This is a genomic window from Gordonia humi (genome assembly GCF_014197435.1).
Lineage (GTDB): Bacteria > Actinomycetota > Actinomycetes > Mycobacteriales > Mycobacteriaceae > Gordonia > Gordonia humi.
This window is the reverse complement of sequence record NZ_JACIFP010000001.1, coordinates 1,305,188-1,328,582: the sequence shown is the minus strand read 5'-3', so window position 1 is coordinate 1,328,582 and position 23,395 is coordinate 1,305,188. Positions and strand designations below refer to the sequence as shown.

Here is a 23,395-nt window from a genome sequence, read left to right as displayed (position 1 = left end):
CATGCCGCAGAAGTCATTCTTCACCCCGGGTGATTCCGGTCGCGTCGTCCCGACGCCGTACGCCTACAGTCTCTGGGGTCCGGACTCCCTGAACGGCCCGTCCCTCTGCGCACTCGCCGCGCGGGCCGCCGAATGCGAGCACGGCCGTGACGGCTGGCTCGCGTCCCGGTTCACTCTCGAACTGTTCAAGTCGGCGCGCCGGCTGCCGACCGACACGCGCACCCGGGTGCTGCGCGACGGTCGACGGATCGCGGTGATTCAGGTCGACATCGTCCAATTCGACGGCGACGAGGAGAACCTGGTGGCCCAGGGCAACGTCGTCTTTCTGCGGCAGGGCTCGAATCCGCCGGGTGCTCGGTGGGCTCGTCCGGACAGCGGGATCGATCTGCCCGCGGACGATCCCGACGATGCCCTGCCGTGGATGCAGGACGACGAGCACGACTGGAGCCACGAGATGGCCGAGTTCCAGAACGGCAATCGCCGTCGCATCTGGAGTCGGCCCATCCGCGTGCTGCCCGACGAGGAGCTCACCGCGTTCACTCGCGCCGCGATCTCGGCCGAGAGCACCAGTCTCGTCACGAATTGGGGCGAGGGCGGCATCGGCTTCATCAACTGCGACCTGACGATGGTCCTGACTCGGCTGCCCGTCGGCGAGCGGGTGGGCGTCGAGGCCGACAACCATCTCGAGAACGACGGCGTCTCGGCGGGCACGGCGAACCTCTTCGACGTCGAAGGCCAGTACGGCATCGGCATGGTGACGGCCGTCGACAACACTCGCGCCATGATCGACTTCACCAAGGTGACCCGCCCGTCCGCCGAGGCGTGACGCCGGCCGACACGACGCCCCGGCGAGCGCCCTGCCCGCTGGACGTCGCCATCGGCTGGTCGAGCCGGGCCCAGGCCCATACCCTGGACCCATGCGCATCGGAGCACACCTTCGTCAGGACGAGAACCCCGTCGCCACCGCGAACGAGCTGGGCATCGACATCTTCCAGATGTTCGTGACCGACCCGCAGAAGTGGAAGAAGCCGGAAGCTCATCCGCACGCCGCCCAGATCCGCGACGCACCGATCGACGTCGTCGTGCACTCGAGCTACCAGATCAATGTCGCCAGTCTGAACAATCGACTGCGGATGCCCTCGCGCAAGGCCGTCCAGGAGCAGGCGGCCGCGGCGAAGGACCTCGGAGCCATCGGCCTCGTCGTGCACGGCGGGCATCTGCGCGACGGCGAGGAGGCCGCCGAGGGCTTCGCCAACTGGCGCAAGCTGTTCGAGCGGCAGGCCGACAAGGGCGGCTTCGGGGTGCCGATCCTCATCGAGAACACCGCGGGCGGATCGCATGCAATGGCGCGCACCCTGGAGTCCATCGAACGACTGTGGGACGCGGTCGGCGATTTCGACGAGGCGGGATTCTGCCTCGACACCTGTCATGCCTGGGCCGGCGGCGAGGACCTCGTCGGCCTGGTCGAACGCGTCAAAGCGATCACCGGACGCATCGACCTGATCCACCTCAACAACTCGCGCGACGAATTCGATTCGGGCCGCGACCGGCACGCGAACATCGAAAGCGGACACATCGCACCGGATGTGCTGGTGGAATTGATGAAGACAGCGGACGCACCGGGCGTCCTCGAGACCCCGTCGGACGGAGTGGCCGACGACCTCGCCTACCTCCGCAGCCGCTGACCGGCGGACACCGACAACATCCGCTTGCAATTGTTAGCGGAACCACACCCCGCTGCAGTTGCTAGAGCAAGCACCGAGCGATAACCTGTTCAGTAGTTACCGGCAAGTAACATAGCCGGTCAGCCTCTCACTTACCGGTTAGGAATCTTCGTCATGGGCCATTACAAGTCCAACCTCCGCGATCTGCACTTCAACCTCTTCGAGATGTACGAGCTCGACAAGGTTCTCGCGACCGGAGAGTTCGGCGACCTCGATCACGACACCGCGGTCGACATCCTCCGCGAGGTCCGCTCGCTCTCGGAAGGCGTGATCGCCGATTCGTTCGCCGACGCCGACCGGAACCCGCCGGTCTTCGACCCGAATGAGCACAGCGTCACCATCCCCGAGAGCTTCAAGAAGAGCTACAACGCCGTCGTCGAAGGCGGTTGGGACAAGGTCGGTGTCGACGAGGGGCTCGGCGGCATGCCCGCTCCGCGTTCGCTGTACTGGGCGATGGGTGAGATGATCCTCGGAGCCAACCCGCCGGTGTTCATGTACGCGGCCGGTTCGGGCTTCGCGAACATCTTCTTCGACAACGGCACCGATGAGCAGAAGAAGTGGGCTGCCATCTGCTCCGAGCGAGGCTGGGGCGCCACCATGGTCCTCACCGAGCCGGACGCGGGCTCGGATGTGGGCGCCGGCACCACGAAGGCGATCCGTCAAGAGGACGGCACCTGGCACATCGAGGGCGTGAAGCGCTTCATCACCTCCGCCGACCAGGACATGACCGAGAACATCTTCCACCTCGTGCTCGCCCGCCCCGAGGGCGCCGGTCCGGGCACCAAGGGTCTGTCGCTGTTCTTCGTCCCGAAGTTCCACTTCGACCACGAGACCGGCGAACTGCAGGACCGCAACGGCGCGTTCGTCACGAACGTCGAGCACAAGATGGGCATCAAGGCCTCGGCTACCTGTGAGGTCAGCTTCGGCCTGCACGGAACCCCGGCCAAGGGCTGGCTCGTCGGCGAGGTCCACTCGGGCATCGCTCAGATGTTCGACGTCATCGAGCACGCTCGCATGATGGTCGGCACCAAGGCCATCTCGACGCTGTCGACCGGCTACCTGAACGCGCTCGAGTACGCCAAGGAGCGCGTGCAGGGCGCCGACCTGACGCAGATGACCGACAAGGCCGCCCCGCGCGTCACGATCACCCACCACCCGGACGTGCGCCGCGCACTTCTGACCCAGAAGGCCTACGCCGAGGGCCTGCGCGCGGTGTACCTGTACACCGCGTCGCACCAGGACGCCGCCGCCGCGCAGATCGTGTCGGGCGCCGACGCCGAACTCGCACACAAGGTGAACGATCTGCTGCTGCCGATCGTCAAGGGCGTCGGCTCCGAGCGCGCCTACGAGAAGCTCACCGAGTCCCTGCAGACCCTGGGCGGTTCGGGCTTCCTGCAGGACTACCCGATCGAGCAGTACATCCGCGACTCCAAGATCGACTCGCTGTACGAGGGCACCACCGCCATCCAGGCGCAGGACTTCTTCTTCCGCAAGATCATCCGCGACAAGGGCCAGGCACTGGCGCACGTCGCGGGCCAGATCCAGTCGTTCGTCGACGGCGGCGAGGGCTTCGACGCCGAGCGCGCTCTGCTCAAGACCGCGCTCGAAGACGTCCAGGCCATGGCCGCCAAGCTCACCGGCTGGCTGATGGGCGCTCAGGAAGACCCGAAGCAGCTGTACTTGATCGGCACCGCCTCGGTCCGCTTCCTGCTCGCCGTCGGCGACCTCCTCATCGGCTGGCTGCTGCTGCGCCAGGCCGTCGTGGCGCAGGCCGCTCTCGACAACGGCGCATCGGGCGACGACGTCGCCTTCTACCAGGGCAAGGTCGCGACGGCCACGTTCTTCGCGAAGAACATGCTGCCGCAGCTGACCGCGACCCGCCACATCGTCGAGAACAACGTCGACAACGACATCATGGAGCTCGACGAAGCCGCCTTCTGATCGGTCCTCACCAGCCGAGAAAGAAGCTGAAGGAGAGCCCCCGCCGTTTCAATCGGCGGGGGCTCTCTTCGTCGGATGGACGCCCTTGAACGTGTCGGACCACGCGGCAACGACTCCGTGGTGACCCCCGATCAGGAGTCGGCTCACCGAATCTGTTCGTATAATGAACTTCTGTACGTTCAACGAACAACAGCGTACGATCCTTCCCATGGACAAGACAGCGATTTCTCCCTCCGACGCCGTCGCCGACATCCCCGACGGCGCGAGCATCGCCGTCGGCGGCTTCGGACTGGTCGGCATCCCCGAGATCCTCATCGACGCCCTCCTCGAACAGGGCGCTACCGAGTTGGAGATCATCAGCAACAACTGCGGCACCGACGGATTCGGCCTCGGCAGGCTCCTGGAACACCACCGCATCCGCCGCACCATCTCCAGCTACGTCGGCTCGAACAAGGAGTTCGCCCGCCAATACCTGTCCGGTGAGCTCGAAGTCGAACTCACCCCGCAGGGCACTCTCGCCGAACGCCTCCGCGCGGGCGGCGCGGGCATCCCCGCCTTCTATACCCCCGCGGGTGTCGGCACCCAGGTCGCCGACGGCGGCCTCCCCCGCCGCTACGACGGCAACGGCGGCATCGCCGTCGCCAGCCCGCCCAAGCAGACGCAGGAGTTCGACGGCGTGACCTACGTCCTCGAACGCGGCATCGTCGCCGACTACGCCCTCGTCCACGCCTGGAAGGGCGACCGACACGGCAACCTCCAGTACCGAGCCAGCGCCCGCAACTTCAACCCCAACGCCGCCGCATCCGGCCGTATCACCATCGCTCAGGTCGAACACCTCGTCGAACCGGGCGACCTCGACCCCGAACACATACACACACCCGGCATCGGAGTCCAACGCATCGTCGAAGTCGGACCGGTCACGGTCGGCATCGAGCAGCGCACCGTCCGCGCCGACGAGGAGAACTGATCATGGCATCGACCCGCGACCAGATGGCGGCCCGCGTCGCCCGAGAACTGTCCGACGGCCAGTACGTCAACCTCGGCATCGGCATGCCCACCCTCGTCCCCAACCACATCCCCGACGACATCGCGGTGGTCCTGCACTCGGAGAACGGTGTCCTCGGCGTGGGGCCGTACCCCACCGAAGCCGAACTCGACCCCGAAGTGATCAATGCGGGCAAAGAGACGATCACCGTCCTGCCCGGCGCCTCCTACTTCGATTCCGCGACGTCGTTCGGCATGATCCGCGGCGGACAGGTCGACGTCGCCGTCCTCGGCGCCATGCAGGTCAGCGCCACCGGCGACCTCGCGAACTGGATGGTGCCCGGCCACATGGTCAAAGGCATGGGCGGCGCCATGGACCTCGTCCACGGCGCACGCCGGGTGATCGTCATGATGGAGCACACCACCCGCAAGGGCGAGCCGAAGATCCTCACCGAATGCGTCCTGCCGTTGACCGGCAAGCGGTGCGTCTCCCGCATCATCACCGACCTCGCCGTCATCGACGTCACCGACGACGGACTCGACCTGGTCGAGACCGCACCGGGTGTCGGCGTCGACGAGATCGTCGCGAACACCGGCGCACCGTTGCGAGTGTCGATCGGCTGACATCGCGAACGATCCTCCGGTGGGACGACCGCGACCTCAGCTCCCCGCCAGAGCCTCCGGCACTCCCGTCTCGGCTTCTTTCGCTCTGCGCCGCGGCAGCAGGTACTTCGCGTCCACGACGCGGTACACCGTGAAGACGGCGCCTGCGAGCAGCCAACCCAGGATGATGTCGAAGACGTAGTGCTCGCCCGTGTAGACCAGGGCGAACGCCATCGCGAAGGCGTACCCCATGAAGAGCGTCTTACCGAGCCATTTCGATCGCGGCCACATGAACAGCGCGAGCATCATCGTCAGGCCCGCGTGCAAGGACGGTATCGCCGCTACGAGATTCGACTGGGACTTCCCGATCTGCACCACCCGGACCACCATGTCCAGGCCGAGCACGCCCCACCCGCGGTCGGAGATCCGCTCCACGTACGGGCTCGCGTCGTCGTTGACCGGTTGCACCTCCCCGAGCAGATTGCCGTCGACCACACCGGCCGCCTGATACATACACGGCGGATCGTGCGGAGAGTCGGCGACTTCCTGGGCGGTGCATTTGGCGGCCGCCCACGGCGGCGCGGCCGGGACCAGCGTGTACCCGATCAGGCCGATGAAGCTGACGGCGATGAAGCAGGCGGCGAACCGTCGCCAGGCGAATCGATCACGCACCCACAGGATCGCGGCGGTCGCGTACGGGACGACGAAGTACGACATGTAGACGGCGCTGACGATCACCTCCCACCAGGGCGGCTCACCGTGCTTGATGTGCGACTGCAGCCACACCGTCGGATTGACTCCGAACATCCAGTGGTCGACGTCCGGCGCGAGGTGCCAGTGCGTCGGCATGCCCAGCCACACGGCGACGTTGCGCGTCGAGTCGTACAGCATCAGGATGAGCACGAACGGGAGCCAGTCGATCAACACGGTGATCACCCGACGCCGGCCCACCGTCGCCGCGGCCATGCCGAGCGCGAGGATGAAGATCAGACTGGTCCGGTCGGCCGCGATGCCGGTCTGCCAGAAGAAGATCACGACGGACGCGGCCCAGACCGCCAGTAGGATGCGGCGCAGCTTCGTATAGTCCCGAAGGCGCTCTTCTTCGACGACGACCGGTTCGCCGATCCCGTCGACGGAGATCTCCGCCGTCTCGTCTGGATCCGACGGATCGCCGAGACCCGATCCGGTCGCGCGCGTCACATCCGTACTCATCCAACAGGCCCCTGCCTCATCGTCGGCATTTCACCTGCGATTCACCTAGCACGCTATCGGAGTTTATCGATCATTCGCCAATAGGCGCGCCACCAGCGTCGGGTCATCGGATGACGGCGGGCGGTTCAGCGGGTCGGCGCCGCATTCAACACCGCGGCAAGCAGACCCGGGTAAGCGGCCTCGACCTCCTCGAACCGGAGGGTGTAGGCCGCGCCCTGCCCGAGAGCGTGGCGTTCGACGATCCCCGCCTCGCGCAGGATCTTGAAATGATGGCTCGCCGTCGCCTTGGTGACCGTGTCGTAGAGGGCCGCACAGCCGACGGCCTCACCCGTGACGAAGAGCCGTCGAGTCATCTCGAGTCGGACCGGCTCGGCGAGCGCGGCCAGCACCGTGTGCAGATCGGCGACGTGCGTCATGACTTTCCCTCCACGGACGGTCGTTTGATGTTCATCAAACCAGTGAGATACGTTCAGAAGGTTCGATAGACGTCGAACATACTCGATCCGCCCGAGAGTCAGGAGCAGCGTGGCCACCGCCGCCGTCGAAGACCACCAGTCCGCGACCGCGCGTCCTCAGCGGTGGGCGTTCGGTCTCCTGCTCGTCCTGATGGGGCTCGCGTTCGGCGTGTCCGGACTCCCGTCGCCGCTGTACCCGATCTACCAGCAGGAATGGCATCTGTCGGCGGTCTCGATCACGGTGGTCTTCGCGGTCTACGCCGTCGGCGCACTCGCATCGGCACTCACCGTCGGCCCGATCTCCGACGCGGTGGGCCGCAAACCGGTCCTGGTGGCCGCGCTGATCGCGATCCTCGTGGGGCTCGGCCTGTTCCTGATCGCGACGGCCGAATGGGAACTGATCCTGGCGCGCCTCCTGCACGGCGCGGCCATCGGCGCCATCGTGGTCGCCGCGGGCGCCGCACTTCTGGATGTGCGCCCCGCCGGCGGGGCGCGCAACGGCATGCTCAGCGGCATCGCGCTGAACCTCGGCGTGGCCGTCACCGTCCTCGGCGCGGCCGCTGCGGCGCAGTGGGCGTCGAATCCGCTGCGGATCCCGTACATCGTGGTCGCCGTGGCCGTGGCGATCATGCTGGTGGCCGTCCTCGCGCTGGCCGAACCTCACGCCGCCAGGACCGGTGCCCGCATCCGCATCCAGCGTCCGTCGGTGCCGTCGGACATCACCGCCGACTTCTGGTTCTCCGGCATCGGCGTGATGAGCGCGTGGGCGGTGCTCGGCGTGTTCCTGAGCCTGTATCCGGCGCTCACCCAGCACGCGACCGGCCACGAGTCGATCATCTTCGTCGGCATCGTCGTCGCGGTGATGACGGCGTCGTCGGCCGCCTTCCAATGGGTGGGCGGACGCTTCGATCCCCGGTCGTCGGCCATCGCGGGGCACATCGGGCTGATCGTCTCGCTCATCGGCGCGGTGCTGGCGCTGCACTCCGGGTCGACGGTGTGCGTCATCATCGATGCGATCGCACTCGGTGCGACGTTCGGGCTGGCGTTCGGCGGATCGCTCCGTCACCTCAACCGAGTCACCCCCGCCGACGCCCGCGGCCGCGTGATGAGCGCGTATTACCTGTTCGGTTATCTCGCGATGGGGATTCCGACGGTGATCGCCGGTGCGCTCTCCTCCGCGTTCGGCACCTCGACGGTGTTCCCGTACTTCGCCGGCGCCGCCGCACTCGGCTGTCTCGGCGCGGCGGTCCTCGGACTCACCGGCTCCCGTCGGCGTGTCACCGAGACGCCGGTCGATCTCTGACGAGTTCGATGAGTTCGGCGAGCCACCGAGGTCCCGGCACCACGTGCACCCGGTCGACAAGGGCGGGGACGGCGTCGCCCAGGTCGGCGAGTTCTTTCGCGCCCGCATCGGTTGTGCCCGTTCCATGACTCCGGATGCGCCCTGGCGCTGACGTGCCGAACGACCCGGGTCGTCGGGACCTGTCGTGCCGCCGTTCGTCTCAGTCTGTGCCATCAGGACGCATGCGTGATCGCGCACTCGTAGCTTGGGGTGCAAGCACCCCGATGGACGGAGACTGATCATGAAAGCACTCGTGTACCACGGTCCGGGTCAGAAGTCGTGGGACGAGGTCCCCGACCCGACGATCCGGCAACCCACCGACGTCATCGTGAAGATGGACGCCACCACCATCTGCGGAACCGACCTGCACATCTTGAAGGGCGACGTCCCCGCGGTGACGCCCGGCCGCATCCTCGGCCACGAGGGCGTCGGCACCATCACCGAGATCGGCGACGCCGTGACCACGCTCGCCGTCGGCGACCAGGTGATTCTGGCGTGCGTCAGCGCGTGCGGCAAGTGCGCGTACTGCAAACAGGGTGTCAGCTCGCACTGTCAGGCCGACGAGGGGCAGTCCGGGATCGGCTGGATCTTCGGGCACCTGATCGACGGGACGCAGGCGGAGTACGTCCGCGTCCCGTTCGCCGAGAACTCCGTCTACAAGCTGCCCGAGTCCATGACTCCGGAACAGGGCGTCATCTGCTCGGACGTGCTGCCGACCGGACACGAGATCGGCGTGCAGTACGGCCATGTGAAGGCGGGCGACGTGGTCGCCGTCATCGGCGCCGGACCGGTCGGACTCGGTGCGATGATCACCTCGCACCTGTACGGTCCGAGCCGCGTGATCGCGATCGACCTCGACGAGAACCGTGTCGCCGAAGCGTCCAAGTTCGGCGCCACCGACGGAATCGTCGCCTCCGACCCGGAGTGGAAGGAGAAGGTCATGGCGATGACCGACGGACTCGGCGTCGACGTGGCGATCGAAGCGGTCGGCGTGCCGCAGACCTGGCAGATGTGCGTGGACATCGTCCGTCCGGCGGGCACCATCGCGAACATGGGCGTGCACGGGAAGTCGGTGGAGCTCCCGCTGCAGGACCTGTGGATCAGCAACATCGACATCTCCATGGGCCTGGTGAACGCGAACACCGTCGGCACCCTGGTCAAGATGGTCGCCTCGCGTCAACTCGATCCGGATCCGTTCATCAGCCACCGGTTCAAACTCGACGAGATCATGGACGCCTACGAGGTGTTCGGCAACGCAGCCGAGACCAAAGCATTGAAAGTAGTCCTGACCGCGTAGCGTCAGATCACTCGCCGTCGAACTCCAGATCCACCAGGAGTTCGGCGGCGATCCGCTCCAGGTCGGCGCGGATCTCGCTCGGTTCGACGGTCGGCGGCACCAGCACCTGCAGTTCCGCCTCGAACAGCATTCCGCCGGCCATCGGGGCCTCACGGGTACGGGTCGTCATGGATTCGATCGTCACGCCGCCGCTCAACGCCGACGACAGCTCGTGGACGATGCCCTCGCGGTCGGTGCCCAACACATTGATCGTCAAAGGCGCCCACGACTCGTCGCGCAGCACCGGGTCGCCCGCCGAGTGGACGGCCACTTCGAGGAGACCGTCGAGTCCGGTCACGGCCGCGACCAGGGCGTCCTCCCGGTCCGCGGGTACGGCGACGACGACGATCCCGGCGAACTTGCCCGCCAACTGGGCGAGCTGACCGCGCTCCCAATTGCCGCCGTTCGCCGCGACCGCATCGGCCAACGCCGACACCAGGCCCGGGCGGTCGTCGCCGATGACGGACAGTACGAGATTGCGCATGACGTCAGGCTATCGGCCGGGCACCGATGTAACCGGCGAACGCCAGACTCGCGCAAGTGGTACGTCTGGGCGGCTCCGACCTCCTCCTGACATCCGCACCGCGCACAGGTACCACTTGCGCGACGATGCGCAGGTATCAGCGCGGCGGCGCAGTGAACCGCGGATCGACGATGCCCGCCGCCGTCGCCGCCCGCAGCCAGTCGGGGAACTCGCCGAGCAGATCGGCGTACAGGTCGGCGTCCGTGCGCCTGTCGATGTCCGGCACCTCGAAGAACCCCGCATTGTCGACGACTCGACCACCGAGGTCGTCCAAGCGTCGCAGGACGCCGAAGTTGTTGTCCCCCAGCCCGATGAACTGCCAGAACACCGGCCTCCGCGCGGCTTCGGTGATGAGTTGCACGATCTTGGGGATCTTCGAGTGGAACCCGCCGTCGGTGAAGAACAGGACCAGGACCGGCTGACCGCCCGCGACATCGTCGAGAATCGCGGACATGATCGGGAGTTCGGCGTTCACCCCGCCGATCTGCTTGTCGTAGTCGATGACCGGCCCCATCGGCGCACCGTGCTCACCGCGGAGGTGGATGTACGTGCTCACCCACCGGTCGGAGTTCTCGACGGTGACGTCCGGCAGCTTCGCAAAGCTCTTGCCGTACAGATACGCCTCCAGATTCCCGTCGGAGTACAGCTGGGTGGCGACCGGGATCATCCGTTCGACGACGCGCGCCATGGCGCCGCTGCGGTAGAGCGCCGACATCGACAGGGTCTTGTCGACCACCAGGATGACTCGGGCGTCGCACCCCGCGGCTCCCTTCGTGAGAAGGACCCGGTGCACGGCCTCTTTGCGGAGATCGAGCTTCTGGCGCTTCTCCAGCGACAGCTTCTCCTCGCCCTTGACCATCCGGATCGCAGGCTGGGCGGGAACAGGCTGGGCGGGAACAGGCTGGGCGGGCGCGTCGGGCTCCTCGTCGACGGTCACGCCCATCGCCCGGACGAGTGCGGAGAATCCCGCATCCCACCCTGCTGATTCGCACCGTACCTTCCACTGGCCACCGCGCCGATAGACCTCGACCAGGACCGCGGCGCGTTCGGTCGAGAGTCCTTGCGCGGGAGCGTCGATCGCCTCGCCGCCTGCGACGATCCGGGCCGACATCGGTCGGTCGCCGAGCGGGGCCTCCGATGCCACGGCGACGGCGATCCGCTCGATCTCGACGGGGACGGCACCCAGACCGATGCTCAGTCTGGTTGGTCCGGTCAACGTGATCGCGCCTTCCGGAGACCGCGGCTGGTTGAAGAAGACGAAATAGTCGTCCGACCGGACGCTCCCGGACGCGGTCAGCGCGAATGCGAGGATGTCGAGTCCGTCGCCTGCGACGTCGATCGTCACGGCGTCGACGACCGGCAGCACCGTGTTCTGCCCACGCGCCAGAGGCTGTGATGTCATCGTTCCCCGTTCCAGGATGATCGCCCGCCGAACCGTACCGGCACCGCGTGTCGACGGCGCCCGCTCGCGGTCAGCCCATCACGCGCTGACGGTATTCTACGGGGCCCACACCGTGGCTCGCCTTGAATCGGTTACGGAAGGTCGCCACCGAACGGAATCCCGCCGCCGCGGAGATGTTGCCGATCGGCAGCCAGGGGTTGGCGAGCAGCATCTCTCGTGCGGTCTCCACCCGGGCGTCCGCGATCCGGGTGGCCAGCGACTGGTCGGTGTTCTCGAACAGCCTGTACAGCTGGCGACGCGACAAATGCAGCTCCGCGGCGATGCTGTCCGGGGTGAACTCGGGGTCGCGGTGGTGCCGGGATATCAGATCCAGCGCCGACTGATGGTTGAACAGGGCGTCGTCCTGCAGGCGGTAGCCGTCGTCGACGGTGAGCTCGGCCAGAGCCGCCGTCACCAGGTCGACGGCGGCGAGCTCGGTGTCCGAGGACGGCAACGGCATATCCGCCGCCGCGGTGTCCGCGGCGAATCGACGTATGAAGCCCGCCGCCGCTCGCGACAGCGCACTGCGCTTGTTGATCGGACGGCGCTGGCGTTCGGCGAGCGCCCGATGCTTCCCCAGCATGGTGAGCGGGATCACCAGACCCGCGGGATCGCTGATCGCCGCGGTGGCCTGCGCGAACGGACTCGTCGTCGCGACGAACACCAGGTCGCCGGCGGAGTAGTCGTACTCCTGCCCGTTCTGTCGGAGCACAGTTCGACCACGCAGCGAGGTGACGGTCACCAGCAGCGTCTCGCGCGGTTCGTGTTCGACGAGGGTCGCCGTACGCTCGATCCGGGCGGGCGAGTGCAGTGCGCAGAAGGAGCCCGTCAGCGACAATTCGCGGTCATAACGGACCGCGCGGAAGTTCTCGACGTCGCGCGGCACCATCACGGTGCCGCCCCGCCACTCCTGCACCCCCAGCGGACCGACGAAATGCGTCGGTCGCGCCATTCGCTGCCGATCGACGCCGAGACGCGCCTCCCAGGCCGCCACCGCGCGCGGTGTCAGTTGTGTGCTGAGCGGCGCGGCCTCCCGGTGCGGAGCGAACGCTCGCACGGTCTGGGGCACAACCGGGTTAATTGTCGTCATCTGACCTCGATCAATCGTCACGATCTGAAGTCGGCTTGGGGAGGGAGCCGAGGCACGAGTGCCGAGTGGAACATTACTTGCGTCGGCAAGTGATTCGATAGCCTTTGGGAAAACTCGATCATTCGATCAGTTGTCGACACGGTAAAGTGACCCGCGCATACCCTGACGAAGACCTGAGAATCAGCCCGACGAGGAGCCAGTCGTTGACTCAACCGCCGTCCCCGCCCTACCCTGAGGAGCCCGACAGCGGCGGATCCGACACTTCGGGAGGACGACCGCCCCCGCAGAGTGACGTGACTCAGACCCCCTACGGGGCGATACCGTCCGATCTCTACTCCGGCCCGGCCGCCGCGACCGCGGCTGCGGGAGCATCGGCGGCGGCTCGACGCATGCAGATCATCGCGACCGTCGCCTGCGTCGCCGCCGCCCTGGTGATCATCGCGTTCTTCATCGTCGGCAACAAGAGCGATGCCACGACCCCCGCGGGCACGGTCACCAACGTCGTCACCGAGACGACGACCGAGCCGGGCGACGCTTCGACCGTCACGCACACCCGGACCGAGACGGCCCGCGAGAGACGCGAGCAGACCGAGACCGAACGCCGGACTGCGACGCGAACGGTCACCGAGACCGAGACCGAGACGACCACCCAGTGGCGGACGACGACCGAGCCCGCGGACCCGCCCGCCAACACGGGAGAGGGCGAGCCCGCGAGCGGCGCCGTCGACGGCGAATGACGTCGAGGCAGTCGCGGTTCGGTGTCCGCTGAGACCTACAGTCCGCGCAACACCGGTACGACGTCCTCGGTGAACGCCTGCAGGAATCGACGCTGATCCGCACCCGGATTGTGGAACACCAGATGGTTCAGACCCGCATCGAGGTACGGCGTGATCTGCGCGAGCGCGTCCTCCGGGTTCGAAGCGACGATCCACCGCTTGGCGACCTGATCGATCGGTAGCTCATCGGCCAACCGCTCCATCTCGACCGACGAGTTCACCGAATGCTTCTGCTCCGGCGTCAACGACAGCGGCGCCCAGAACCGAGTCTGCTCCAGCGCCCGCTCGGGATCTCGATCGTAGGAGATCTTGATCTCGATCATCCGATCGATCCCGTCGACGTCGCGGTCGGCCTTGGCCGCTCCCTCCTTCACCGCCGGAATGAGTTTCTCGGTGTACAGCTCCATGCCCTTGCCGGACGTGCAGATGAAACCGTCCCCGGCCCGGCCCGCATACCGCGCCACGACCGGCCCGCCCGCGGCGATGTACACCGGGATCGGCTGTTCGGGGACGTCGTACATGTAGGCGTCCTGGGTGTGGTAGTAGTCGCCGTCGAAGTCGACTTTGTTCCCGGTCCACAACTCGCGCATCAACCGCACCGATTCCCGCAGGCGGGCGAAGCGTTCTTTGAACTCGGGCCATTCGCCCTGGAAGCCGGTGGCGTACTCGTTGAGCGCTTCGCCGGTGCCGACGCCGAGCATCACGCGACCCGGGTAGAGGCAGCCCATGGTGGCGAAGGCCTGGGCGATGACGGCGGGGTTGTAGCGGAAGGTCGGGGTCAGGACCGAGGTGCCCATCTGGATGTGGTCGGTGCGTTCACCGACCGCGGCCATCCACGCGAGGGAGAACGGCGCGTGTCCGCCGTTGTGGCGCCAGGGTTGGAAGTGGTCGGAGACGGTCACCGAGTCCAGGCCGAACTCTTCGGCCGCCACGCCGAGCTCGACGAGTTCACGGGGTCCGAACTGCTCGGCCGACGCCTTCAATCCGAGTTTGAGCGAGGTCATGCGTCTCCTTCGTCGTCTTCGATCACCGTTGCACGAGTATCGAATCTCACCTTACGGCGATCGAGGCCCCGTCTGCGCTGCGAGGTCGGCTCACCTGGGGCATCATTACTCTGTCGCGCCGCACGGCGGGACTAGGACTCTGCTGAAGAAGGCCCCTCTCCGCAGCGGACTCCTAGAGAGCATTGATCTCGGAGGACGACCCCACGTGCCGATACCCGCGGCGTTTCTACTCGGCGACCAGGCGCCGACCGCTCGCACCCTGTGCGATGTCCTGGCGGACACCGCACGCACGCATCCCGATGCCCCCGCGCTCGACGACGGCGACCGGCTGGTCACCTACTCGGAGCTGATCGCCCTCGTGCGCCGGGTCGGCGGCCGACTGTCGGCGATCGGCATCGGCCGGGGTCACCGCATCGGCATCCGCATGCCGTCGGGCAACCGCGACCTCTACATCGCGATTCTGGCGACGATGTGGGTCGGTGCCGCCTATGTCCCGGTGGATGCCGACGACCCCGACGAACGAGCCCGCCTGGTGTTCGGCGAGGCGGACGTCGACGCGATCATCGACGCCGACGGCATCCATCCGCAGACCGCGCGCGCGGCCACCGAGCAGCTCGACGGCCCCGCCGCTCCGGTCGGGACGTCGCCCGCGACGCTCGCCGACGACGCGTGGATCATCTTCACCTCCGGGTCGACGGGTAAGCCCAAGGGCGTCGCGGTGACGCACCGCAACGCCGCCGCCTTCGTCGACGCCGAAGCCGCGCTGTTTCTGCAGGACGCGCCCCTGGGCCCCGGCGACCGGGTGCTGGCCGGACTGTCGGTGGCCTTCGACGCCTCGTGCGAGGAGATGTGGCTGGCCTGGCGCAGCGGCGCCTGTCTGGTGCCGGCCCCGCGCGCTCTGGTCCGCTCCGGCATGGATCTGGGTCCGTGGCTGGTCAAGCGGGACATCAACGTGGTCTCGACGGTTCCGACGCTCGCCTCGATGTGGCCCGCGGAGGCGCTGGAGATGGTGCGTCTGCTGATCTTCGGCGGCGAGGCCTGCCCGCCCGAGCTCGCCGACCGGCTGGCCACCGACGACCGCGAGGTGTGGAACACCTACGGCCCCACCGAGGCCACCGTCGTCGCCTGTGCCGCACCGTTGCGCCGCGGTGAGCCCGTCCGCATCGGCCTGCCGCTGATCGGCTGGGATCTGGCCGTCGTCGACGCCGACGGCAACCCCGTGGCCGAGGGCGAGTCCGGCGAGCTCGTGATCGGCGGCGTGGGCCTGGCCCGCTACCTCGATCCGGAGAAGGACGCCGAGAAGTACGCGCCCGCACCGATCCTGGGCTGGGAGCGCGCTTATCGCAGCGGCGACATCGTCAAACTCGACACCGCGGGCCTGCTGTTCGTCGGCCGCGCCGACGACCAGGTCAAGATCGGCGGCCGCCGCATCGAGCTCGGCGAGATCGACAACGCTCTGCAGAACCTGCCCGGTGTGTCCGGCGCGGCCGTCGCCGTCCGCAAGACGGCTTCGGGCAACGCCTTCCTGGTGGGCTATCTGGCCTCCACCGATCCGTCGTTCGATGTCGTCGCCGCACAGGCGGCGCTGCGCGACGAGCTGCCCGCGGCGCTCGTGCCGCGACTGGTGCTGATGGAGGAACTGCCGACGCGCACCTCCGGCAAGGTCGACCGCGACGCACTCCCCTGGCCGATCCCGGGCACCGACACCGGCGACGACGACGCCTCCGATCTGACCGGCACGCAGGCGTGGCTCGCCGAGCAGTGGTCCGAGGTGCTCGGAGTGTCCGTCACCAGTGCCACGGCCGACTTCTTCGCCGAGGGCGGCGGTTCACTCTCGGCGGCCCAGCTCGTCACGGCGCTGCGCGCCCGGTATCCGGAGATCACCGTCGCCGATCTGTACGACCATCCCCGTCTCGGGTCGCTGGCCGAGATGCTCGACGCTCGCGACCCGTCGGCCGCGGTGGAGCCTCGCGTCGTGAAACCGGTGCCGGTCACCACGGGTCTCGCCCAGACCATCGCGTCGATCCCGCTCGCCACGCTGACGGGCGTGCAGTGGATCACGTGGCTCGGCGTGACGAACAACGTCGCGGACTGGTTCGCGGGCCGGCTGGGGTACGACGCGCCCTGGCTGATCGACGTGAACTGGTGGGCTCTCCTGGTGGCCTTCCTCGTGTTCGTGACCCCGGTGGGTCGTCTCGTGATCGCCGCCGTCGGCGCCCGCCTGCTGCTCGCCGGAGTCTCCGCGGGACGGTATCCGCGCGGTGGCGGCGTGCACATCCGACTCTGGCTGGCCGAGCGGCTGATGGCCGCCAGCGGCGCACACAACCTGTCGGGCGCACCGTGGATGCCGACGTTGGCGCGCGCCCTCGGCGCGACCATCGGCGACGGCGTCGACCTCCACTCCCTGCCGCCGGTGACCGGCCTGCTGAAGATCGGCGACGGCGCCGCGATCGAACCCGAAGTGGATCTGGCGGGCTGGTGGCTCGACGGCGACGTCCTCATCATCGGCGAGATCACCGTGAAGCCCGGCGCCACGATCGGCAGCCGCTCGACGCTGTTCCCCGGGGCCGTCGTCGGAAAGGACGCGATCGTCGACCCCGGTACGGGTGTCATCGGCAAGGTGAAGGCGAGGCAGCGGTGGGGCGGCTCGCCCGCCGTCAAACTGGGCAAGGCCAAGCCGAGCTGGCCGGCGCAGCGGCCGGCGACACACCGCTGGTGGGTCGGCGTGTACGGCGCGACCGCCCTGGTGATCTCGGCGATTCCGTTGATCTCGTTGGCCGTGGGGCTCGGTGTGGCGGGCTCCTGGGCGATCTCGGCGGATCGGCTGCGGACGGCGACGTGGCGAATGCTCGCGTTGGCTCCGGTCGGCGCACTGGCCGCGATGGTGGTCTTCGCGCTCCTGACTCTGATCGGAGTGCGCCTGGCCTCCGTCGTGCTGCGGCCCGGCACGTACCCGGTGCGGTCGCGGACCGGATGGCAGGTGTGGGCCACCGAGCGCATGATGGACGCCGCCCGCACCTATCTGTTCCCGCTGTACGCCAGCCTGCTGACCCCGTGGTGGTTCCGGGCGCTCGGCGCGACGATCGGCAAGGGCACCGAGATCTCGACGGCCCTGGTGATCCCGAAGTTCACCACGGTCGGCGACGACTCGTTCCTGGCCGACGACACGATGGTCGCCTCCTACGAACTGGGCGGCGGCTGGATGCGGATCGGCGAGGCGAAGGTCGGCAAGCGGGCCTTCCTCGGCAACTCCGGCATGATCGCCCCCGACCGCAAGGTCCCCAAGAACGCACTGGTCGCCGTGCTCTCCGCGGCACCAGCGAAGGCCAAGAGCGGGTCGAGCTGGCTGGGCAGCCCGCCCGTCCGGCTGCGTCGCACCGCTTCCGAGACCGACACGTCCCGCACCTTCGCTCCCGGAGCGGGAGTCAAGATCGCCCGCTCGATCGTCGAGACGCTGCGTCTGATCGCGGTGATGGTGTCGTTCGGCATCGGCGTGTGCGTCCTGTTCGCGATGCAGATCGCCGCTGACAAGTGGGGCGTGATCGTGGCCGTTCTGGTGAGCGGGCTGATCCTGCTCGCCGCGGGCGTGGCCGCGGGCGCCGTCGCCTGCGTGGCCAAGTGGCTGGTGGTCGGCCCGATCCGGGTGTCCGAGCACCCGCTGTGGAGTTCGTTCGTGTGGCGCAACGAGCTGTCGGACGCGTTCGTCGAGACCGTCGCGGCGCCGTGGTTCGCCAACGCCGCCACCGGCACCCCCGCTCTGACACTGTGGCTGCGTTCGCTGGGCGCCACGATCGGCAAGGGCGTCTGGTGCGAGTCGTACTGGCTGCCCGAGGCCGACCTCGTCGAACTCGGCGACGGCGCCAACGTGCAGCGCGGCTGCGTGGTGCAGACGCACCTGTTCCACGATCGTGTGATGGCCATCGATCATGTGCGCATCGGCGCGGGTGCGACGATGGGTCCGCACTGTGTGGCGCTGCCGGCCGCCGGGATCGGCGAGTCCGCCACGGTGGGCCCCGCGTCCCTCGTAATGCGTGGCGACGTGGTCCCGGCCCACACCACCTGGCAGGGCAACCCGATCGCGCCGTGGAACCCGTGAGAACGCCCGCCGGTAGGGTTGGCCCGTACAGAAGACGACAGACGGAGAGGTAGTGCCCAGCAAATCGAACATGCAGGAGCCGACGTTGCCCGGAGGCCATCACGAGCTCGACCCGTACACGCCGCACAGCGGCAACCTCGGGTATCGGATCTCGCGCTATGACCTGGAACTGGGATATCGCGTCTCCAGCAACCGTTTGTCGGGCACGGCGACCATCACGGCCACGTCGTACCAGCAGCTGACGCGTTTCGCACTCGACCTGGCCGGGTCGATGCGCGTGGAGCGGGTCACGGTCAACGGCGCCCGCGCCCGCTATTCGCATCGGTCGGGGAAGCTGTCGATCACCCCGCCGTCGCCGGTCCCGCCGGGCGGTGTGATGACCGCCGTCGTCAAGTATGGCGGAACACCGCGACCGGTACGCAGTCCGTTCGGCGACGTGGGATGGGAGGAGCTCGACAACGGCGCGCTGTGCGCCAACCAGCCCAACGGCGCACCGTCGTGGTTCCCGTGCGACGACCATCCCGAGGCCAAGGCGTCGTTCCACTTCGAGATCACCACCGACAGCCCGTACTACGCGCTGGCCAACGGCCGGCTCACGTCCAGACAGCGTCGCGCGGGCCAGACCACCTGGACCTACGACCAGGTGGAGCCGATGTCGACGTATCTCGCATCGATCCAGATCGGCCAGTACCAGCACCGGACGCTCGCCTCCCGCCCGGTGCCGGTGTACGCACTGGTACCGCCCGCGTTGTCCGCCGAGTTCGACGTGAGCTTCGCGCGGCAGGTCCAGATGGTCACCGCGTTCACCGAGATGTTCGGTCCGTACCCGTTCCCGCAGTACACGGCCGTCGTCACCGAGGACGATCTCGACATCCCGCTGGAGGCCCAGAGCTTCTCGACCTTCGGCGCCAACCACTGCGACGGCACGCTCGACCACGAGCGACTCATCGCCCACGAGCTGGCGCACCAGTGGTTCGGCAACTCGGTGACCGGCGCGCGCTGGCGTGACATCTGGCTGCACGAGGGCTTCGCCTGCTACGCCGAGTGGCTGTGGAGCCAGCACTCGGGCGGCAAGTCGGCCGACGAGTGGGGCCGCCACTACTACGAGAAGCTCGCCGGGACGCGCTTCGCCACACCGCTGGCCGATCCCGGCACCCGCACCATGTTCGACGACTGGGTGTACAAGCGCGGGGCGCTGACCCTGCACGCACTTCGCCTCCGCCTCGGCGACGGCGAGTTCTTCGCCCTGCTGCGGCGTTGGACCGCGAAGTACCGGTATCAGAGCGCGACCACCGAGGATTTCATCGCGCTGGCGTCGACGTTCACCTCGGAGTCGTTGGCCGACCTGTGGCGCGGCTGGCTGTTCACACCGGAGCTGCCCGCATACCCGGAGCTTTAGGCGGGTCCGCACTGTTCGGGGTCAAGCCCCGGGCAGTGGTGTAACTGGTTTGTGATCCTTCGTTGCTGGTCAGGCGGGTAGTTGCAGGTACGGGTCTGTGCCTACTTCCGTGGTCGTGTCGGTGTCAGTAGCGACGGTCAGGCGGCATCGGCTGAGGGCCTCGAGTCCGAGGTAGCGGCGACCTTCGGCCCACTCGTCGGTCTGCTCGGCGAGCACAGCGCCGATGAGGCGCACGATGGCGTCCCGGTTCGGGAAGATCCCGACGACGTCGGTGCGGCGGCGGGTCTCCCGGTCGAGCCGTTCGGTGGGATTGTTCGACCAGATCTGCCGCCACACGTCGTCCGGGAAACCGGCGAACGCGAGCAGGTCCTCGCGGGCGTCGCCGAGATGCTCGGCGACCTTGGGCAGGCGGTCCTCGGTGTACTCGAGGAGCCGATCGAACTGGTCATGCACCGCGGCGGCGGTGGGCTGGTCGTAGACGCTGTGGAGCATCGCTTTGACGGCCGGCCACATCGATTTCGGGCACACTGCCATGAGGTTCGCCGCGTAGTGGGTGCGGCAGCGTTGCCAGACGGCGCCGGGCAGGTTCGCCGCGATCGCCTCGACGAGCCCGGCGTGGGCGTCGGAGGTCACCAGCCGTACCCCGCCGAGCCCGCGTGCTACGAGGTCGGCGAAGAAGGTGTTCCAGGAGGCTTTGGTCTCGCTGGTGGCGACCTGCATGCCGAGGACCTCACGGTGCCCGTCGCCGTTCACGCCGGTGGCGAGCAGGACGACGGCCTTGACGACCTGCTTGTTCTCGCGGACCTTGATCGTCAGGGCATCGGCGGTGACGAAGGTGAACGGGCCGGCCTCGTCGAGGCGCCGGTGCCGGAATGCGGCGACCTGCTCGTCGAGGTCCTCGGCCATGCGTGAGACCTGCGATTTCGACAGCGAGTCGATACCGAGCGTCTTCACCAGCTTGTCCATCCGGCGGGTCGACACGCCGGCCAGATAGCAATCGGCGACGACGGTGATCAGTCGCTGATTCGCCACGCTTGCGGCGCTCGAGAAGCCATTCGGGGAAGTAGCTGCCCGACCGGAGTTTGGGCACGGCGACGTCGATGGTGCCGACGCGGGTGTCGAGCGGGCGGTGCCGGTAGCCGTTGCGCCGGTTGGTGCGTTCGGCGGTGCGGGCGTTCTACTCGGTGCCGCATACGGCGTCGGCGTCGGCGGAGAGCAGCGCGTTGATCATGGTCTGCAGCAGCTCACGCATCAGGTCCGGTGATGCGTTGGACAGGGCTTGGCCAAGCAGGCCGGCAGGGTTGACAATGTGGGGTGCGGTTATCGTGATGACTCCGTTCGAGGGTGCTGTGAGAGGTTCACTCGAAGGATCACACGGTGGCCGCACTGCGTCCGTGAGCGACGCGGCGTCGCAGGCGAACTCGGCCACCGAGTTACACCACCTTATGGGGCACTACTTCACCGACGCCGATCTCCCGAGCGACTTCAGCGATCATGCGCCGGTATCGATCACCAGATGCGCGGCTTCCTTCTTGTACGCCGGCGTATAGCTCTTGCGTTGCGAACCCATCGGTCCATACTCTCCTGCCAGCACAAAACTGGCGATCAGGATGTCCACCGAACGGAGTCAACCCAGTCCGCGCCGAATCCGCAGCGGCGAGCGCGGCGTCCGCGTCGGCCGGTCTCGACTGCGCGACGACGGCGATCGCCTCGCCGGTGGCCGGATCGTCGACGACGAACGTGTCGTCGCCGACGTCGAGCCACCGACCGTCGATGTAGGTACCGGACCTTGCCTGAATCGTCGATTCACTGTTCACGAGTCCGAGTCAACGACGGAGTTCCTCGACGTTCGAACCACTCCGTCGATCACGCGACGATCCCGATACCCGACGCCCGGAATCGGCTATCGGCAGCGAGAGCGGCACCCGGTGCGGGGCCGAATGCGTTGAGCGGCGCCTGCGGCGGAGCGTCAGACGCCCGGCAGCAGCCCGTCCGCCCGCGCCTGCGCCAACGACGGCGCCGCCGTGTCCTTGGCCGACAACTCGTACTCGAGCGGACCACCGTCGCGACCGACGCGCGGCCAGTCGATCGCGAGGTCGGCGTCGAGCGGATTCACTCCGTGCTCGGCCGTCGGGTCGTACCCGGTGCTGCACAGGTAGGTGACGGTCGAGCCGTCCTGCAGCGAGCAGAAGCCGTGCCCGAGCCCTTCGGACAGGTACACCGCCTTGCGGTCGCCGTCGTCGAGGAGGACGGCGTCCCACTGCCCGAAGGTCGGCGACCCGACGCGGATGTCGACGATCACGTCGAGGATCGCGCCGACGGTGCAGGTCACGTACTTGGCCTGGCCGGGCGGAACATCGGCGAAGTGGATGCCGCGCAGCACCCCCGCGGCCGACACCGAGGTGTTGACCTGCGCGAGGTCGAAACGATGGCCGATGGTCTCGGCCAGCAGGTCGGCTTTGAAGGCTTCGAGGAACACCCCGCGGTCGTCGCCGTGCTGGACGGGGGTGAACTCCCACGCTCCGTCGATGGTCAGCGGTCGTACTCGCATCTACAGCTCCCGTCCGCGATCGAGGAGGTCGAACAGGTACGCGCCGTACCCGGATTTCAGGAGGGGCTGCGCCAGGTCGCGCAGCCGGGCGTCGTCGATGTAGCCCAGACGCCAGGCGATCTCCTCCGGCGCGGCGATCTTGAGGCCTTGGCGCTCTTCCACGGTGCGAACGAAGTTGCCCGCGTCGAGGAGAGAGTCGAAGGTTCCGGTGTCGAGCCAGGCGGTGCCGCGCTGCAGCACGGTCACCTTGAGTCGGCCGCGATGCAGGTACTCGGCGTTGACGTCGGTGATCTCGTACTCCCCGCGCGCCGACGGCTCCAGATTCGCGGCGATGTCGACGACGTCGTTGTCGTAGAAGTACAGCCCGGGCACCGCATAGCGCGACTTCGGCGCGGCGGGCTTCTCCTCCAGGGAGATCGCCTGCCCGTCCTCGTCGAACTCGACGACGCCGTACGCGGTCGGATCGGCGACCCGGTAGGCGAAGATCGCCCCGCCGTCGACGTCGGCGAATCCGCGGAGCTGGTTGCCGAGCCCGGGACCGTAGAAGATGTTGTCGCCCAATACGAGCGCGACCGAATCGTCGCCGATGTGGTCGGCCCCCACCACGAATGCCTGCGCGAGGCCTTCCGGCCGCTCCTGAACCGCATAGGTGATCGACACACCGAACTGCGAGCCGTCACCGAGGAGACACTCGAACGACGCGGCGTCGTGCGGGGTGGTGACGAGCAGGATCTCGGTCACGCCCGCCAGCATCAACGTCGACAGCGGGTAGTAGATCATCGGCTTGTCGTACACCGGCAGCAGTTGCTTGCTCACCCCCTGGGTGATCGGGTGCAGTCGCGAGCCGGTGCCGCCCGCGAGGATGATTCCGCGCATGAGGCAACCCTATCGGTAGGCTCGCCAGTGTATTGACAGCGA

Annotated in this window: 19 protein-coding genes and 1 pseudogene; 10 read left to right on the top strand and 10 right to left on the bottom strand. The window is 67.7% G+C overall.

From position 1 onward, the window contains the following. Position 1: 1 nt before the first annotated feature. The 5 genes from BKA16_RS06050 (at position 2) to BKA16_RS06030 (ending at position 5,273) form a co-directional block, all read left to right on the top strand. Complete coding sequence (locus BKA16_RS06050) at positions 2–826, top strand: acyl-CoA thioesterase domain-containing protein (protein ID WP_183369813.1); 825 nt, start codon at positions 2–4, stop codon at positions 824–826. A 91-nt stretch (positions 827–917) separates the two neighbouring features. Further along, a complete protein-coding gene (locus BKA16_RS06045; RefSeq protein WP_183369812.1) occupies positions 918–1,685 on the top strand; it encodes a deoxyribonuclease IV in 768 nt (255 codons plus the stop codon). A 153-nt stretch (positions 1,686–1,838) separates the two neighbouring features. Further along, entirely contained in the window at positions 1,839–3,665 is a 1,827-nt protein-coding gene (locus tag BKA16_RS06040) for an acyl-CoA dehydrogenase (protein ID WP_183369811.1), read from the top strand. Between the two features lie 208 nt (positions 3,666–3,873). Beyond that, on the top strand, positions 3,874–4,632 hold the full coding sequence (locus BKA16_RS06035) for a CoA transferase subunit A (protein WP_183369810.1): 759 nt from the start codon (positions 3,874–3,876) through the stop codon (positions 4,630–4,632). A gap of 2 nt (positions 4,633–4,634) precedes the next feature. Beyond that, on the top strand, positions 4,635–5,273 hold the full coding sequence (locus BKA16_RS06030) for a CoA transferase subunit B (protein ID WP_183369809.1): 639 nt from the start codon (positions 4,635–4,637) through the stop codon (positions 5,271–5,273). A 36-nt stretch (positions 5,274–5,309) separates the two neighbouring features. Here BKA16_RS06030 and BKA16_RS06025 read toward each other — a convergent pair whose 3' ends face one another. Next, entirely contained in the window at positions 5,310–6,464 is a 1,155-nt protein-coding gene (locus BKA16_RS06025) for a phosphatase PAP2 family protein (protein WP_183369808.1), read from the bottom strand. A 125-nt stretch (positions 6,465–6,589) separates the two neighbouring features. Beyond that, positions 6,590–6,880 (bottom strand): ArsR/SmtB family transcription factor, encoded by a 291-nt coding sequence (locus BKA16_RS06020; RefSeq protein ID WP_183369807.1) that lies wholly within the window; start codon positions 6,878–6,880, stop codon positions 6,590–6,592. Between the two features lie 109 nt (positions 6,881–6,989). Between BKA16_RS06020 and BKA16_RS06015 the strand changes: the two genes are divergently transcribed. After that, positions 6,990–8,222 (top strand): MFS transporter, encoded by a 1,233-nt coding sequence (locus tag BKA16_RS06015; RefSeq protein ID WP_343067294.1) that lies wholly within the window; start codon positions 6,990–6,992, stop codon positions 8,220–8,222. A 280-nt stretch (positions 8,223–8,502) separates the two neighbouring features. Next, positions 8,503–9,558, top strand: a complete 1,056-nt coding sequence (locus BKA16_RS06010) for a zinc-dependent alcohol dehydrogenase family protein (RefSeq protein WP_183369806.1) — start codon at positions 8,503–8,505, stop codon at positions 9,556–9,558. A 7-nt stretch (positions 9,559–9,565) separates the two neighbouring features. Here the strand turns inward: BKA16_RS06010 and BKA16_RS06005 are convergent, their stop codons facing one another. From BKA16_RS06005 to BKA16_RS05995, 3 genes are all read right to left on the bottom strand, one after another. Next, complete coding sequence (locus BKA16_RS06005) at positions 9,566–10,081, bottom strand: glycine cleavage system transcriptional repressor (RefSeq protein ID WP_183369805.1); 516 nt, start codon at positions 10,079–10,081, stop codon at positions 9,566–9,568. A gap of 136 nt (positions 10,082–10,217) precedes the next feature. Then, positions 10,218–11,522, bottom strand: a complete 1,305-nt coding sequence (locus BKA16_RS06000) for a VWA domain-containing protein (RefSeq protein WP_183369804.1) — start codon at positions 11,520–11,522, stop codon at positions 10,218–10,220. Between the two features lie 70 nt (positions 11,523–11,592). Next, positions 11,593–12,630: a helix-turn-helix domain-containing protein gene (locus BKA16_RS05995; protein WP_343067293.1), complete on the bottom strand. Its 1,038-nt coding sequence runs from the start codon at positions 12,628–12,630 to the stop codon at positions 11,593–11,595. 314 nt (positions 12,631–12,944) lie between these two features. Between BKA16_RS05995 and BKA16_RS05990 the strand changes: the two genes are divergently transcribed. After that, positions 12,945–13,388: a hypothetical protein gene (locus tag BKA16_RS05990; protein ID WP_183369802.1), complete on the top strand. Its 444-nt coding sequence runs from the start codon at positions 12,945–12,947 to the stop codon at positions 13,386–13,388. A gap of 35 nt (positions 13,389–13,423) precedes the next feature. Here BKA16_RS05990 and fgd read toward each other — a convergent pair whose 3' ends face one another. After that, on the bottom strand, positions 13,424–14,431 hold the full coding sequence (fgd, locus tag BKA16_RS05985) for a glucose-6-phosphate dehydrogenase (coenzyme-F420) (protein WP_183369801.1): 1,008 nt from the start codon (positions 14,429–14,431) through the stop codon (positions 13,424–13,426). A gap of 205 nt (positions 14,432–14,636) precedes the next feature. Between fgd and BKA16_RS05980 the strand changes: the two genes are divergently transcribed. Both BKA16_RS05980 and BKA16_RS05975 read left to right on the top strand, forming a co-directional pair. After that, complete coding sequence (locus BKA16_RS05980) at positions 14,637–18,527, top strand: Pls/PosA family non-ribosomal peptide synthetase (protein WP_183369800.1); 3,891 nt, start codon at positions 14,637–14,639, stop codon at positions 18,525–18,527. Between the two features lie 70 nt (positions 18,528–18,597). Next, positions 18,598–19,926: a M1 family metallopeptidase gene (locus tag BKA16_RS05975; protein ID WP_183372924.1), complete on the top strand. Its 1,329-nt coding sequence runs from the start codon at positions 18,598–18,600 to the stop codon at positions 19,924–19,926. 69 nt (positions 19,927–19,995) lie between these two features. Here BKA16_RS05975 and BKA16_RS05970 read toward each other — a convergent pair. From BKA16_RS05970 to rfbA, 4 genes and pseudogenes are all read right to left on the bottom strand, one after another. Then, a pseudogene (locus BKA16_RS05970) lies at positions 19,996–21,250 on the bottom strand (IS256 family transposase). Positions 21,251–21,359: 109 nt separating this feature from the next. Next, positions 21,360–21,743, bottom strand: a complete 384-nt coding sequence (locus BKA16_RS05965; protein ID WP_183369799.1) for a hypothetical protein — start codon at positions 21,741–21,743, stop codon at positions 21,360–21,362. Positions 21,744–21,895: 152 nt separating this feature from the next. Further along, positions 21,896–22,477 (bottom strand): dTDP-4-dehydrorhamnose 3,5-epimerase family protein, encoded by a 582-nt coding sequence (locus tag BKA16_RS05960; protein WP_183369798.1) that lies wholly within the window; start codon positions 22,475–22,477, stop codon positions 21,896–21,898. Then, a complete protein-coding gene (gene rfbA / locus BKA16_RS05955; RefSeq protein ID WP_183369797.1) occupies positions 22,478–23,353 on the bottom strand; it encodes a glucose-1-phosphate thymidylyltransferase RfbA in 876 nt (291 codons plus the stop codon). Positions 23,354–23,395: the final 42 nt, after the last annotated feature.